Origin of the sequence: Caulobacter sp. FWC2, assembly GCF_002742625.1 — a bacterium.
In the GTDB taxonomy this organism is placed as follows: domain Bacteria; phylum Pseudomonadota; class Alphaproteobacteria; order Caulobacterales; family Caulobacteraceae; genus Caulobacter.
The window spans coordinates 587804-602107 of the sequence record NZ_PEBF01000001.1 but is presented as its reverse complement, the minus strand read 5'-3'; the positions used below and the strand labels follow the sequence as shown (position 1 = coordinate 602107).

Below are 14304 nucleotides of genomic sequence, written 5' to 3'. Positions count from 1 at the left end.
GTGATGCAGGGCAAGTTTCTCGAGGAGCTGAGCGTCGGCCAGTCGGCGCAGTTGGTCCGCACCGTCGGCGAGGCCGACCTCGTCGCGTTCGCGGCTGTCACCGGTGACACCAATCCGGTGCACCTGGACGCCGACTACGCGGCCACGACAAGCTTCGGCGAGCGCATCGCCCACGGCATGCTGTCGGCCGGCTACATCTCGGCGGTGCTGGGCACCACCCTGCCCGGCCCCGGCGCGATCTACCTTTCGCAGACACTGAAGTTCAAGCGTCCGGTCAAGATCGGCGACGAGGTCACCGCCATGGTCACCATCTCCGAGATCAACGCGGCCAAGGCCCAGGTCACCCTCGCCACCGTCTGCAAGGTCAATGGCAAGGCTGTGCTCGACGGCGAGGCCGTGGTCATGGTTCCGCGCAAGGTCGCCTGATGCCGCTCAAGATCGTCAACGCCTGGAAGAACCTCCCCGCCGAAGAGCGCGGCGCCGCCGTCGCGCTGGGCAATTTCGACGGCGTGCATCGCGGTCACCAGCAGGTGATCGCGCAAGCCGCGAAAGCGGCGCTGGCCGACCACACGCCGCTGGGCGTGATCACCTTCGACCCGCATCCGCGTCGCCTGTTCCGACCGACCGAGCCGGCCTTCAAGCTGATGACCCACGCCCAGCAGGCCCGGGCCCTGGGCGCCCTGGGCGTCGGCCTGCTGTACCTGCTGCCGTTCGATTTCGAGATGGCCAGTTTCGGTGACCGCGAGTTCGTCGAGAAGGTGCTGGTCGAGGGCCTCTCCGTGAAGCACGTCGCCGCCGGCTTCGACATCTCGTTCGGCCGCGGCCGCACCGGCAGCGGCGACCTGCTCAAGCGCTATGGCGAGGAGTACGGCTTCACCGTCTCGATCGCCGAGCCCGTAGCGAGCCGTGACGGCGAGAAGTTCTCCTCGACCGGCGTCCGCGACGCCCTGCGCCATGGCGAGCCAGACCAGGCCGCCCGCATCCTGGGACGCCCCTTCGCCATCGAGGGCGTGGTGCGGCGCGGCCAGCAGCTGGGCCGCCAGCTGGGCTTCCCCACCGCCAATGTCGAGGTCGAGGACTATGTGGTCCCCAAGCTCGGCGTCTACGCCACCCGCACCCGCCTGCCCGACGGCCGCGAGGTTCCGGGCGTGGCCAATCTCGGCAACAACCCGACCACCGGCATGGTCGAGACCCGGCTGGAGACCTGGCTGTTCGACTTCGACGAGGATCTCTACGGCCAGATCATCGAGACCGACCTGATCGCCTTCCTGCGCCCGGAACTGAAGTTCGACAGCCTGGAGCTGATGATCGAGCAGATCCACAAGGACGAGCAGGCGGCGCGGGCGATCGTCGCGCCGGGGTTTTGACTCAGCACTAACCCCCACCTGACCACGCTCCGCGTGGTCTGTCCGCCCCCACGACTGTGGCGGAGATATCTCTCCTCCCCTCTTGGGGGAGGGGGACCGGCGAACGCCGGCGGAGGGGGATCGCGCGGCGCACGAAACCCTTTCCCCTCCGCCCCCGCCCCGTTAACCTTGTTTAACGGCTGGGTGGGGACCGCATGCTCAAGGGGCGCAAGTACCGGGATTTCGCGCGCGCCAGGCAGCCGGTGAAGGCGCGGGCGCACGAGATCCTGGCCTATCCCGAGGGCGCGCAGTTCGTGTTCGACACGGGCAAGGCGCTCGAGGTCGAGGGCGGCTACTGCGCCCTGCCCGACGGCGACCTGCTGGACGCCTATTCCAACGCCGTGGTCCGCGCCGTCGAACGGGTTGGCCCCAGCGTGGTGCGCATCCATCCGATGCTGGAAGACCCCAGGATGTCCGGCGTCGGCTCGGGCTTCGCTATCGGTGAAAGCGGGCTGATTCTGACCAACAGCCATGTGATCCAGGGGGCCAGCCGCTTCGTGGTCATCACGGCCGAGGGCCGAAACTTCACCGCCCGCTGCATCGGCGACGATCCCGACACCGATCTGGCCGTCATCAAGATCGACCAGGCCGCCGACATCCCGGTGGCCCGGCTGGGCGATTCCAAGAAGCTGCGGCGCGGCCAGCTGGTCATCGCCATCGGCGCGCCGCTGGGCTTCGAGGCCACGGTGACCACCGGCGTCGTCTCGGCCATGGGCCGGTCCTTGCGCGGCGAGCGCGGCCGGCTGATCGAGGACCTTATCCAGACCGACGCGGCGCTCAATCCCGGCAACAGCGGCGGCCCGCTGGTCAATTCGACCGGCGAGGTGATCGGCATCGCCACCGCCATCATCGCCGGCTACCAGGGCCTGTGCTTCGCGGTGGCGGCCAACACCGCCCGCTTCGTGATCGCCGAACTCTTGGAGCATGGCCATGTGCGGCGCGGTTCGATCGGCCTGATCGCCCAGCAGGCCCCGATCCCGCCGACCCTGGCGCGGGCGACGGGCGTCCAGCAGCCCTATGCGGTCTATGTCGCCCACGTCGACATCGGCGGACCGGCCGCCAAGGCCGGGATCAAGGAAGGCGACCTGCTGGTCGCGGCGGGAAACCAGATCCTGACCGGCCTCGACGACCTGCTTCGCGCCCTAGACCACCACAGCATCGGCCGCGCCACCGCGTTCCTGGTCATCCGCAACGCCCGCCTGATGACCGTGACCGTGACGCCGAAGCTGCGGAAGCCAGGGGCTTAGCCGAAGCCTTTGCGCCCCGGCCCGCCCTCTGCTATCCCGCTGCCCATGAATTTCGTTCGGAAGATTTCGCGAATTATCCGCCCGGCGTGACGCCGCCGGACGATCCTCCAGCGCGCGCCGGGTTTTCCCGCCCTCTTCCGATACCTTCAAGCCGGACACCTATTCCATGGCCGACGACGCCACGACCGCCCGCGACTATCGCGAAACCGTCTTCCTTCCCGACACCCCGTTCCCGATGCGCGGGGGCCTGCCCAAGAAGGAGCCCGAGATCCTGGAGGGCTGGGCCGCCCTCTCCGACAAGGGCCTGTACGGCGCTGTCCGTGCGAAGCGCCAGGCTGACGGCGCCCCGCTGTTCGTGCTGCACGACGGCCCGCCCTACGCCAATGGCGCCATCCACATCGGCCACGCCCTGAACAAGACGCTGAAGGACTTCGTGGTCCGCTCGCGCTTCGCCCTGGGCTACGACGTCGACTATGTGCCGGGCTGGGACTGCCACGGCCTGCCGATCGAGTGGAAGATCGAGGAAGAGTTCCGCGCCAAGGGCCGCCGCAAGGACGAGGTCCCGGCCGAGGAGTTCCGCACCCGCTGCCGCGAATATGCCGGCGGCTGGGTCGAGGCCCAGAAGACCGAGTTCCAGCGCCTGGGCATCCTGGGCGACTGGTGGAACCGCTACGCCACCATGGACTTCACCTCGGAAGCCACGATCGTCGCCGAGTTCCACAAGTTCGCGGCCAGTGGCCAGCTCTATCGCGGCTCCAAGCCGGTGATGTGGAGCCCGGTGGAGCGCACCGCCCTGGCCGACGCCGAGATCGAGTACCATGACCACGTCTCGCCCACGATCTGGGTGAAGTTCCCGGTCAAGGTTTATGACGAGGAGCACTACGCGCTGTCGGGCAATCCGGCCGGCGATAACGTCTTCCGCCTGGCGCCCAACGACGCCAGCGTCGTGATCTGGACCACCACCCCGTGGACCATCCCCGCCAACCGCGCCATCAGCTTCAACCCCAAGGTCGAGTACGGCCTCTATGAGGTGGAAGCCATGGAGGAGAACCTCGAGTTCGCCCCGTGGTCGAAGGCCGGCGACCGCCTGATCATTGCAGACAAGCTGGCCGAGGACGTCCGCAAGGCCGCCAAGGTCGCGACCTGGCGCCGGATCGAGCCCGTCGATCCGACGGGCCTGATCTGCGCTCACCCTCTCGCTCAGTTCGATGAGGGCTTCGGCTTCGACGTGCCGCTGCTGGCCGGCGAGCACGTGACCGACGACGCCGGCACCGGCTTTGTCCACACCGCCCCGGGCCACGGCGCGGATGACTATCTGGTGTGGCTGAAGAGCGGCTATGCGCTGGACTCCATCCCCGACACCGTCGACCCGGACGGCGCCTACTACCCGCACGTGCCGCTGTTCGCGGGCCTGAAGGTCATCGAGACGGAGGGCAAGAAGGCCGGCAAGTTCGGTCCGGCCAACGGCGCGGTGATGGACAAGCTGATCGAGGCCGGAAACCTGCTGGCGCGCGGCCGCGTCGAGCACAGCTATCCGCACAGCTGGCGCTCGAAGGCGCCGATCATCTTCCGCAACACGCCGCAGTGGTTCATCCGCATGGATCAGCCGCTCGACAGCGGCCAGACCCTGCGCGAGACGGCGATCCAGGCGATCAAAGACACCGCCTTCCACCCCGACGCCGGGCGCAACCGCATCGGCTCGATGGTCGAGACGCGTCCCGACTGGCTGGTCAGCCGCCAGCGCGCCTGGGGCACGCCGCTCGCCATGTTCGTCGACAAGACCACCGGCGCGCCGCTGATGGACGCGGCGGTCAACGCCCGCATCCTGGCCGCCATCCGCGAAGGCGGGGCCGACGCCTGGTTCTCGCGTCCCGACGCCGACTTCCTGGGTGAGGCCTATGACGCGGCCCAGTACGAGAAGGTCGGCGACATCCTGGATGTCTGGTTCGACTCGGGCTGCACCCACGCCTTCACGATCGAGGGCCGCGCCGACAGCCACTGGCCGGCAGACCTGTATCTGGAAGGCTCGGACCAGCATCGCGGCTGGTTCCAGTCGTCCTTGCTCGAAGGCTGCGGCACCCGCGGTCGCGCGCCCTACAAGGCGGTTCTCACCCACGGGTTCACCCAGGACGAGAACGGCGAGAAGATGTCCAAGTCCAAGGGCAACACCGTCGAGCCGCAGACCATCACCAAGGAAAGCGGCGCCGAGATCCTGCGTCTGTGGGCGGCGATGGTCGACTATTCGGAAGACCAGCGGATCGGCAAGACGATCCTGGCCACCACCACCGACGCCTATCGCAAGCTGCGCAACACCACGCGCTACCTGCTGGGCGCCCTGGCCGGCTTCGATGAGGCCGAGCGGGTCACCGACTACGCCGACTTCCCGCCACTGGAGAAGTACATCCTGCACCGCCTGTGGGAACTGGATGGCCAGGTGCGCGCCGCCTACGAGGCCTATCGCTTCGCCGACGTGACCCGCCCGCTGATCGAGTTCTGCCAGGGCGATCTGTCGACCCTGTTCTTCGACATCCGCAAGGACAGCCTCTATTGCGACGCGCCGAACGCCCTGCGTCGCCGGGCCTATCGTACGGTGCTGGACTATGTGTTCGAGCGCCTGACCATCTGGCTGTCGCCGCTGACCAGCTTCACCATGGAAGAGGCGTGGCAGACGCGCTTCCCCGAGGCGGGCTCCAACAGCCTGCGGGTGATCCCGGAAACGCCGGCGGCGTGGCGCAACGACGCCGAGGCGCTTCGTTGGGATAGAGTCCGAGAAGTCAGACGCGTCGTTAATGGGATCCTTGAGGAACAACGACGCAATAAGAAAATCGGTTCAGCGCTGGAGGCTTCTCTAGAGGTCCACATTATCGATCCGGATTTGCTGTCTGCTTTTGAAGGGATCGATGCGGCTGAAACGTTCCTAACCAGCGTCGCGGATATCATCCCAGCTACAAACAATGGCGTTGAGAGTACTCTGCCGGAAGCATCGCTTAGCTTGCCTGACCAGCCGTACGTCTACGTCCTATCTACGTCAGCGTATGACAAAGGCCGCAAGTGCGCCCGCTCGTGGCGCATCCTGCCGGAGGTGGGAACCGATCCCCGCTATCCGGAGCTTAGCCTTCGCGATGCTGAAGCTGTGGCGTACTGGGACGCGACGCATAACTAGCCCCCTTCCCCCTTGATGGGGGAAGGGCCGGGGATGGGGGTGACGCGGCGCTGGCCGTGCTTGCGACGACCGCCGCATCACCCCCACCCTACCCTCCCCCATCAAGGGGGAGGGAAGAACGGAGAAGGCCTTGAAAATCACCCGCCTCGGCTGGACCGCCTACGCCGTCGCCGCCGCCACCCTGGTTCTGGACCAGTTCTCCAAGCTCTGGGTTCTAGGGCTGCTGGGCCGCGAGCAGGGCGCGTCGCTGCACGCCGTCGGTCCGCTCTACCTGACCATGGTCCATAACTACGGCATGAGCTTTGGCCTGCTGAAGGACCACGACTGGGGCCGCTGGCTGCTGATCGGCTTTTCGATTCTCGTGGTGATCGGCCTGTCGTTCTGGGCCCGCAAGGCCACCAAGCTGCTGCCCGCCCTGGGTGTCGGTATGATCATCGGCGCCGCCATCGGCAACAACCTGATCGACCGGGTGCTGTACGGCTATGTCGTCGACTTCATCGACGTCTCGCGCCTGAACTTTCCGTGGGTTTTCAACGTCGCCGACTCGGCGATCAACATCGGGGTGGCCCTGCTGCTGATCGACAGCTTTCTCTATGGCGAGAAGAAGCTGGTCGAGCCGACAGAGACTTAAGACGCCAAGGCCTTTTGACGGAATGACGCCGCATTCGCGTGGGAGATTGGCGCCCGGGCGAGGATGTCGTATCGAGAGCGTCCAAAATTTGGGCCGGGGGTCGGCCTGCTGGAGCATGGTTTGATGAGTTTCAATCGGGTCGCGACCGTGAGCGCCCTGACCGTCGTGGCCGTTATCGGTCTGACTGGCTGTGGTTCGACCAAGAAGGCCCTGGGCATGGACAAGGTCGTGCCTGACGAATTCCGCGTCGTCAGCAAGGCCCCGCTGGCCGTGCCGCCGGACTACGCCCTGCGCCCGCCGGCGCCCGGCGAGCCGCGTCCGCAGGAACTGCAGCCGGAAAGCGCCGCCCGCGCCGCCCTGATCGGCCAGAGCAACGCCGCCGGTCGTTCGGAAGGTGAAAAGCTGCTGGTCGCCCGCGCCGGCACCGACAAGGCCGATCCGCTGATCCGCTTCGTGGTCGACGACGAGAATGGCGACCTGGCCCACAAGGACGAGAGCTTCGCCAGCAAGGTGATGTTCTGGAAGAAGGGCCAGCCCAAGACGACGAACGTCGCCACCGCCGCCGAGTCGGGCGCCAACGCCCCGGCCGAGGTCGACGCCGCCGCCGAGGAAGCCCGTCTGAAGAAGCTGGTGGGCGCCGGTGGCGTGGTCATCACCCGCGAGAAGAAGACCGGCATCAAGCTGCCGGGCCTCTAAGGCTCGCGATACCAAGACAATCAAACGGCCCGGAACCTCGCGGTTCCGGGCCGTTTTCGTTTCAACCCTCCCCCGGCGTACGGACGGTGATCCCCCTGGCCCGCAGCTTGTCCAGCACGCCGTCCTGGGCCACCAGGCCGCGCAGGTAGTAGACCGCCACCGCGTGGCCGGGCGTCTTCAGCAGATCGGTCAGGGCCGCCACCTCATCGTCGACCGATTGACGCTTGAGGTCGGCCACGCCGGGCAGGAGCAACTCGCAGCGTTCGGCGCTGCGCGGCTCGGCCAGCGCCGCGCCGACCCGTCCCTGGCTCCAGGCTTGCGCCGCCGCGCGGCGCGCGCCTGGCCCCGCCGCGAGGGTGTCCAGGGTTTCGGACAGGCAGACCTGCCCGGCCTCGTCGCTGTGCTCGCGGATCAGGGTCTTCAGCATCGGCATGGCCTTGTGGACCGCAGCGGGGCGAGGCTTGCCGCCGTGCTTGCGCGCCAGCGCCTTGACCGTCTTTTCCGGCTCCATGGTCTGGAGATCGGCCTTCCGGTCAGCCTTCCCGTTCAACTGCAGGGCGATGAACAGCGGCTTCCAGTCCTTCCAGCCGTCGGGATCCTTGGGCTCGACGGCCTTCCAGGCGTGTTGCAGCCGGGCGGCCAGGGCTGGCGAACGTTCGGCCCAGTCGCCATCGCCCTTCAGACGCTTGCGCAGCTTCAGGAGACCGGGAATGTCGGTGAGGCCGGCGCGCCACTCCGGCGGCGTGATCACCGCGAAGGCGCCGTCCAACCGCCGCTCCAGCACCGACTTGTCCCAGGCCAGGCCTTTGGGGAGCGCGGTCGGCGTTCCCAGGACATAGATGGTGGTGTCAGCGTCGGACACCCGCCACCAAGCCGGACCGGGCAGCTTGGCGCTGACCACGAGGGCCTCGACCACATTGGCCTGCGGGTCGTCGATCACCTGGGCCCGCGCCGAAGCGCCCATGGATGCGGCGGCCAAGACCAGGCCCGTTAAGATAGCGCGCATTGAATCCCCCAAACTCCAGCGCGACCCTGGCGGACGCTGATGGCCGAAGCTTGGCCCTATTCCGGCGCGACGACGGTGAAGCCCTTGGCGCGCAGGCGATCCAGCACGCCGCCTTCCGTCAGCAAAGACCGGAGCTCAATCACCGCCACGGCCTTGCCGGGCTTCTTCAGGGCCGAGGTGATGGCGCTGACGGCGTCGTCCTGGCCGTCCTTGAACTGACGGGCGATCCAGGGCGTGGAGGCCAGGCATCGCTGATAGCCGCGCTCGGCCGAGACAACCTCGCGCACCTGCCCCTCGGCCCATTGTTCGGCGGTCTCGCGGACGCTGGACAGGCCGTTCTCGGCCTCCCTCAGGCCGGCATCGAGGCAAAGCGCCTGCAGCGGCTCTGGCGCCTGGGCCAGCGACTTGACCATGCCGATCAGGTCGTAGTCGTCCAGCTTCTTGACCCGAGGCTGGACCGCGACGTCCTTGCTCTTGGCCAGGTTGCGGATGCGGTCGCTCAGGTCGCCGACGGTGATGGAGGCGCCGCCCCCCCGATCATTGGCGATGACGAAGCCCGCCAGCGCCGGCTTCATCTCGTCGTATTCGCTGAGCGGCTTTCCCCGCGCCTTCAGCCGCGCCTCCAGACGGGCGCGCAGCTCGGGCGGCAGGGTCTCGCGCATCGGCTTGTCCGTCATGAAGGGCTTGCCGCGCCCGGGGATAAGGGCCAGCAAGCTCAGGATCCGGACCTCCGGCTCCTGGCCGATGATCAGCACATTAGCCCCGTCCAGGCGGCGGCGCAGCACGAACTGGTCGAAGTCCAGTTTCTGCGGCGCGAAGGCCGGCATGCCCATTACATAGACGGTCGTGTCGGCGTCGGTGACTTTCCACCAGGCCGGTCCCGGCAGGCGGGCGTTGACGATCAGCTCCTCGACCAGGTTGGCCTGGCTGTCGACCGGCGTCAGGTCCACCGGCTTGGTCTGGTGGATCGAGACCTCGTTCTTCCCCTGAGCCTGGGCCAGGGCCGAGCTCCCCATCAGGACGGACAGCGCCAGGCCGGCGGCGGCGATGCGGAGAAGGGTCAAGACGGCTGTTCCTCGAACGGCGACGGAATCGCGCTAAATACTGTGGCGTTCCTTGCTTGGCCGACCGCCCTCCGCCCGGTCAAATTAAGGAGTCGCAATGGTGGCGCTAGCCGCCGACGCGCTCCGTCCGAAAGTCCGTTTGATGCCCATCCGTCGCCTGCCGCCCGAGACCGTCAACCGCATCGCCGCCGGCGAGGTGGTCGAACGGCCCGCGAGCGCGATCAAGGAGCTGGTTGACAACGCCATCGACGCCGGAGCGACCCGCATCGAGGTCGAGGCCCATGGCGGCGGCCTGACCCGGATCCTGGTGGCCGACGACGGCTGCGGCCTTTCGGCCGAGGAACTGCCCGTGGCCATCGAGCGCCACGCGACCTCGAAGCTGGCGCCCGACGAGGACGGCCTCTGGGACCTGCTGCGCATCCACACCATGGGTTTTCGCGGCGAGGCCCTGCCGTCGATCGGCTCGGTGGCGCGGCTGACGATCAGCTCGCGCGCCAAGGGGTCCAGCGACGCCCATTCGATCCTGGTCGAGGGCGGCCAGGTCGGCGATGTCGCGCCCGCCGCCTTCCCCGGCCCGCACGGCGCGCGGATCGAGGTGCGTGACCTGTTCTACGCCACGCCCGCGCGCCTGAAGTTCATGAAGTCCGAGCGCGCCGAGTCGCTGGCGATCACCGAGGAACTCAAGCGCCAGGCCATGGCCAATGAGAGCGTCGGCTTCTCGCTGGACATCGACGGCCGCCGCATCCTGCGCCTGCCGCCCGAGCATCCCGGTCCGCAAGGTCGCCTGGCGCGCCTGGCCGCCGTTCTGGGCCGCGACTTCCAGGACAACGCCATCGAGATCGACCAGGTCCGCGACGGCGTGCGGCTGTCGGGGTTCGCCGGCCTGCCGACCTACAACCGCGGCAACGCCGCGCACCAGTATCTGTTCGTCAACGGCCGCCCGGTGCGCGACCGGCTGCTGCAAGGCGCCCTGCGCGCCGCCTATGCCGACTTCCTGGCGCGAGATCGCCACCCGACGGCGGCGCTGTATGTCACGCTCGACACCAGCGAGGTCGACGTCAACGTCCATCCGGCCAAGGCCGAGGTGCGCTTCCGGGACCCGGCCCTGGTGCGCGGCCTGATCGTCGGAGCCCTGCGCCACGCCCTGGCCGGCGCCGGCCACCGGGCCTCGACCACCGTCGCCACCCAGGCGCTAGACAGCATCCGCGCCCAGCAGAGCCCGTTCCCGGGGTATAATCCGGGGCCTTCTCCCGCCGGCTTCTCGGCCTGGCGTGAAGGCGGCTGGACGCCGCCGACCCAGCGTCCCATGGACCTGCCGGGCCTGAACGAGGTTTCGGCGCGGGTCGAACCCAGCTACTCGTCGGGTTTCGGGGGCGAACTGGCCGAGGTGGTGCGCGAGGCCTACAGCTCCGTCGCCTTCGAAGACCGTCCCGCCACGGACTACGCGTCCGCCGCGCCGTTCGACCCCGTCGACTTCCCACTGGGCGCGGCCCGGGCCCAGGTGCACGAGACCTACATCGTGTCCCAGACCCGCGACGGCATGGTCATCGTCGACCAGCACGCCGCCCATGAGCGCCTGGTCTATGAGCGCATGAAGGGCGAGATGGCCGCCGGCGGCGTCTCCCGCCAGACCCTCCTGCTGCCCGAGGTGGTCGACCTGGATCCCGCCGAGGCCGAGCGCGTGGTCGCCCGGTCCGAGGAGTTGGCCAGCCTGGGTCTCGTTATCGAGAGCTTCGGCCCCGGCGCGGTGCTGGTGCGCGAGACGCCGGCCCTGCTGGGCAAGACCGACGCCGCCGCCCTGGTCCGCGACATCGCCGACGACCTGGCCGAGAACGGCCAGGCCCTGGCGCTGAAGGAGCGGCTGGAAGAGGTCTGCTCGACCATGGCCTGCCACGGCAGCGTCCGCGCCGGCCGCCGCCTGAACGGGGCCGAGATGAACGCCCTGCTCCGCGAGATGGAAGCCACACCCCACTCGGGCCAGTGCAACCACGGCCGCCCGACCTATGTGGAACTGAAGCTGGCCGACATCGAGAAGCTGTTCGGGCGGCGCTAAGCCGCCCGCTTCTCAGCGAACACCCGCATCGCCTCGGCCAGGTACTCTGTCAGCCCCGGCGCGATCGCTTCGTAGCGGGCGGTGAACTCCGGATTCTCCAGATAGAGCCGCCCCAGCCCGGTGAACGCGTCCGGGGTCGGTTCGCGGTTCCAGGACTTGGCGATCCAGGCCCAGTGTCGGCGCATGATCGCGGCCACGACGTCGCTGTCGGCCGGAAGGCCCTGGCTCAGGGCCTTGGCCATGTCGTGCTCGATCGCCGCGCCTTCCTGCTGGAAGCCGGCCCAGTCGCCCTTCCCCCAGCTCTTCATGCCGGCCTTCGAATGGGCGATCTTCTCAGCCATGCCGTCGCCGTAGCGCTCGACCAGTTCGGCCTCGTGCCGGGCCTGCTTCTCTGGGTCGAAGCCCTTGAACATCTCTTTGTCTTCCATCGTCTCGTCTCCTTTGAGGTCGGCGAGGGTGCGGTCCACGATGTCCACCAGCTTGGCGTAGCGTTCGGCCTCGGCCACCAGGCGTTCGCGATGGGCGTGAAGCGCGGCGGCGAGGTCGAAGGCCGGGTCGTCCAGCGCGGCCTGGATGTCCTTCAGCGGAGTCTCCAGGGCGCGATGAAACAGGATCTGCTGCAGGCGCAGCAGGTCCTGGCGGTCATAGTAGCGATAGCCGTTGGCCCCGACGGCGCGCGGCCGCAGCAGGCCGATGGCGTCGTAGTGGTGCAGAGCCCGCACCGAGACGCCCGACAGCTTCGCCATCTGTTTGACCGTGTAGACGCTCATCCGGTGTCCTTGGTGAACCTTCCCTCTTCGATGGAAGGATCAGTCAGGTCTGACGCGGCGTGAGGGTCAATGCCCTAAAATCAGCGGGCTTCAGGCCGCGTTGGCCGCCGCCAGGGTCGCGCCGTCGGCGCTGGCGACCGGCTTTTCCAGCAGGTCGGTGACGGCGGGGCCGCGCACGAAGGCGATCCCTCCAGCCTTGCAGGCTTCCAGTTCGACCGCCGAGCAGACATTAGCCGCGGCCTGGGCCACGCCCTTGGCGACGTAGGCGGCCTTGCGCTCGACGAACTTGAGGATCTGCTTCAACCGGTCGTGCTCGGTCTCGCCGTTCAGCACCAGGGTGATGCTGTCGACCAGTTCGTGCGGCAGGCCCGAGATCGGGAAGGTCGGGTCGCAGACCTGGACGTCCATCCGCGAGAAGCTGCCCTTCAGGAACAGGCGCATCTGCTGCAGCATGCCGATCGAGGCCTCGCGCGGCGTGGCGTAGATCGTGGCGGTCAGGCGCGGCAGCTGATCCAGCGGATAACGCGAGAGGCGGCTCTTATAGGCCTCCTGCGAGGCCGGGGTGGTCAGGTTCCAGAAGCCGAACGGGGCCTGGATCTCGCCGAAGGGGGCGGCCTTAAGGGCGGCCTGGGTGTCGGTCAGGCAGATCAGGTCGCGCTTCAGCAGCTTGCCGTCGTCCTCGGGCGGCGGACCGATCAGGTCCGCGCGCATGCCGATGGCCGAACCGACGAAGGCGCCGTGCGCCAGGTCATAGACGCCCCACCAGCCGGTTTGGGCTTGCGGCGGCGGGGCCGCGACCTTGGCGGCGGCAGGCGTGGGCGGCGGGGCCGGTTGAGCCTTGGGCGGTTCCGGCGCGACGGCTGCGGCGACGGGCGGCGGAGCCTTGGCGGCGACCGGCTTGGCCGGTTCGGCCGCGGGGACGGTGGAAACGGACGCGGCGGTCTTGGGCGGCGGCGTCACGGTCGTGGCGGCGGCCAGGCCCGGCTTCTTGGCGCTGGCCTTGTCCTCGGCGAAGGTCTTGGCTTCCGCCCGGGTGCTGGGGCGAGGCTCGACGCTGTCGGCGGTGACCACGTGGACGCGGCCGGGAGGGCCTTCATAACCTTCGCCGGCCATCAGGCCCGCGAGCTCGGCCTGGGTCAGGGCCGCGAATTTCAGGACGGCCTGTTCGTCGCCTTCGAAGGTCATCAGGGCGATCTGGCCGATCGGGCGCCCGGGGAAGAGCACCTTCTCAAGCTCGGCCGCCACGGCCTGCATCTCGGTGGGATCGAGGGTCTCGACGCGGTTATCGGCCAGGACGAAGGCCAGAGGCGCCACGGCCCCGCACTTGCGCGGCGCGCGCCATCGGGCCTTCAGGAACGCATCCGCCACCCCCTGCGCCTTATGCTTGGGGACTTCACCCGGCTGGCTCTCGCCAACGGTGAACAGGATGCGCAGGCAGCAGATGGCCGTCATGGAATAGGACGTTAGAGGCCGAAGCTTTGTGAACGGTTACAACCGTTGAGCTAACGCCGTTTTATTTCGCGACCCCGGGGAACCTTTTTAGACGAAGGTTTCGCTGAGGCGGAATTCCAGCCGTTCGCGGATCGCCGGCCAGTCGTAGTCGGTGATCGAGAACACCGCCGTGTCGCGGATGTGGCCGGTCCAGGTGACCTTGTGGTTGCGCAACACGCCTTCCTTGCTGGCCCCCAGCTTGCCGACGGCGGCCTGGCTGCGGGCGTTGCGGACGTCGATGTTGAACTCGACGCGGATGGCCCCGGCCTTCTCGAAGGCGTGGGCCAGCATCAGGCGCTTGCTCTCCGGATTGACCGGACCCGAACGCGCGTCGGGATTGAGGAAGGTCGAGCCGATCTCCAGCCCGCCATGCAGGCGGCGGATATTGAGGTAGCTGGAGGTGCCGACGACCTTGCCGTCCGACAGGCGGCGGATGGCGAAGCCGATGCGTTCGCCACGGTCGGTCTCGCCCTGCAGCGCGCCCCAGAAGTCTTCGAAGCCCTCGCCGCAGCCGTTGACCGACATGATCTCCCAGCTAGCGGGATCGCAGTCGACGGCTCCCTGCAGCTCTTCGCGGTGATCGATGGTGATCGGTTCCAGCCGCACATAGCGGCCCTGCAGGGTATCGGCGGTCAGGTTCAGCATGATCGTGTTTTCCGCCAGGAGCGCCGCCGTGACAACCCAGTTCGAACAACCGCTTCGACGCCTGTCCCCACCTGCCCGCTTGCCGCCCGCCTGAAGCCGGTCTACAAACACTTCAAACAAGCGTTTGACACA

The 14304-nt window shown here is 68.1% G+C and carries 11 protein-coding genes and 1 pseudogene; 7 read left to right on the top strand and 5 right to left on the bottom strand.

The features are described 5' to 3' along the window. The 6 genes from CSW62_RS02895 (at window position 1) to CSW62_RS02870 (ending at window position 7143) form a co-directional block, all read left to right on the top strand. Window positions 1–426 carry a MaoC family dehydratase gene (locus CSW62_RS02895; protein WP_199170504.1) on the top strand — a complete coding sequence of 142 codons (426 nt, stop codon included), beginning with the start codon at window positions 1–3 and terminating at the stop codon, window positions 424–426. Beyond that, entirely contained in the window at window positions 426–1367 is a 942-nt protein-coding gene (locus tag CSW62_RS02890) for a bifunctional riboflavin kinase/FAD synthetase (protein ID WP_099575700.1), read from the top strand. The genes CSW62_RS02895 and CSW62_RS02890 overlap by 1 nt, the downstream gene beginning before the upstream one ends. Before the next feature lie 194 nt (window positions 1368–1561). Further along, window positions 1562–2653: a S1C family serine protease gene (locus tag CSW62_RS02885; protein WP_099575699.1), complete on the top strand. Its 1092-nt coding sequence runs from the start codon at window positions 1562–1564 to the stop codon at window positions 2651–2653. A 166-nt stretch (window positions 2654–2819) separates the two neighbouring features. Next, on the top strand, window positions 2820–5816 hold the full coding sequence (ileS, locus tag CSW62_RS02880) for an isoleucine--tRNA ligase (RefSeq protein WP_099575698.1): 2997 nt from the start codon (window positions 2820–2822) through the stop codon (window positions 5814–5816). Between the two features lie 100 nt (window positions 5817–5916). After that, window positions 5917–6447 carry a signal peptidase II gene (gene lspA / locus CSW62_RS02875; protein WP_199170702.1) on the top strand — a complete coding sequence of 177 codons (531 nt, stop codon included), beginning with the start codon at window positions 5917–5919 and terminating at the stop codon, window positions 6445–6447. 123 nt (window positions 6448–6570) lie between these two features. Further along, entirely contained in the window at window positions 6571–7143 is a 573-nt protein-coding gene (locus CSW62_RS02870) for a DUF3035 domain-containing protein (protein ID WP_099575696.1), read from the top strand. 61 nt (window positions 7144–7204) lie between these two features. Here the strand turns inward: CSW62_RS02870 and CSW62_RS02865 are convergent, their stop codons facing one another. Both CSW62_RS02865 and CSW62_RS02860 read right to left on the bottom strand, forming a co-directional pair. Beyond that, window positions 7205–8149, bottom strand: a complete 945-nt coding sequence (locus CSW62_RS02865; RefSeq protein WP_099575695.1) for a TraB/GumN family protein — start codon at window positions 8147–8149, stop codon at window positions 7205–7207. Between the two features lie 56 nt (window positions 8150–8205). Next, window positions 8206–9250 (bottom strand): annotated as a pseudogene (locus CSW62_RS02860) (TraB/GumN family protein); the annotation flags it as partial. A gap of 105 nt (window positions 9251–9355) precedes the next feature. Between CSW62_RS02860 and mutL the strand changes: the two are divergent. Further along, window positions 9356–11266, top strand: coding sequence for a DNA mismatch repair endonuclease MutL (gene mutL, locus CSW62_RS02855; RefSeq protein WP_099582150.1), 1911 nt, complete (start codon window positions 9356–9358; stop codon window positions 11264–11266). Here the strand turns inward: mutL and CSW62_RS02850 are convergent. The 3 genes from CSW62_RS02850 to CSW62_RS02840 all read right to left on the bottom strand — a co-directional run bounded on the left by CSW62_RS02850 (window position 11263) and on the right by CSW62_RS02840 (window position 14172). After that, window positions 11263–12036 (bottom strand): MerR family transcriptional regulator, encoded by a 774-nt coding sequence (locus CSW62_RS02850; RefSeq protein WP_099575693.1) that lies wholly within the window; start codon window positions 12034–12036, stop codon window positions 11263–11265. The genes mutL and CSW62_RS02850 overlap by 4 nt on opposite strands. A gap of 90 nt (window positions 12037–12126) precedes the next feature. Next, a complete protein-coding gene (locus CSW62_RS02845) occupies window positions 12127–13488 on the bottom strand; it encodes a hypothetical protein (RefSeq protein ID WP_099575692.1) in 1362 nt (453 codons plus the stop codon). Window positions 13489–13575: 87 nt separating this feature from the next. Next, entirely contained in the window at window positions 13576–14172 is a 597-nt protein-coding gene (locus CSW62_RS02840; RefSeq protein WP_099575691.1) for a GNAT family N-acetyltransferase, read from the bottom strand. Window positions 14173–14304 lie beyond the last annotated feature (132 nt).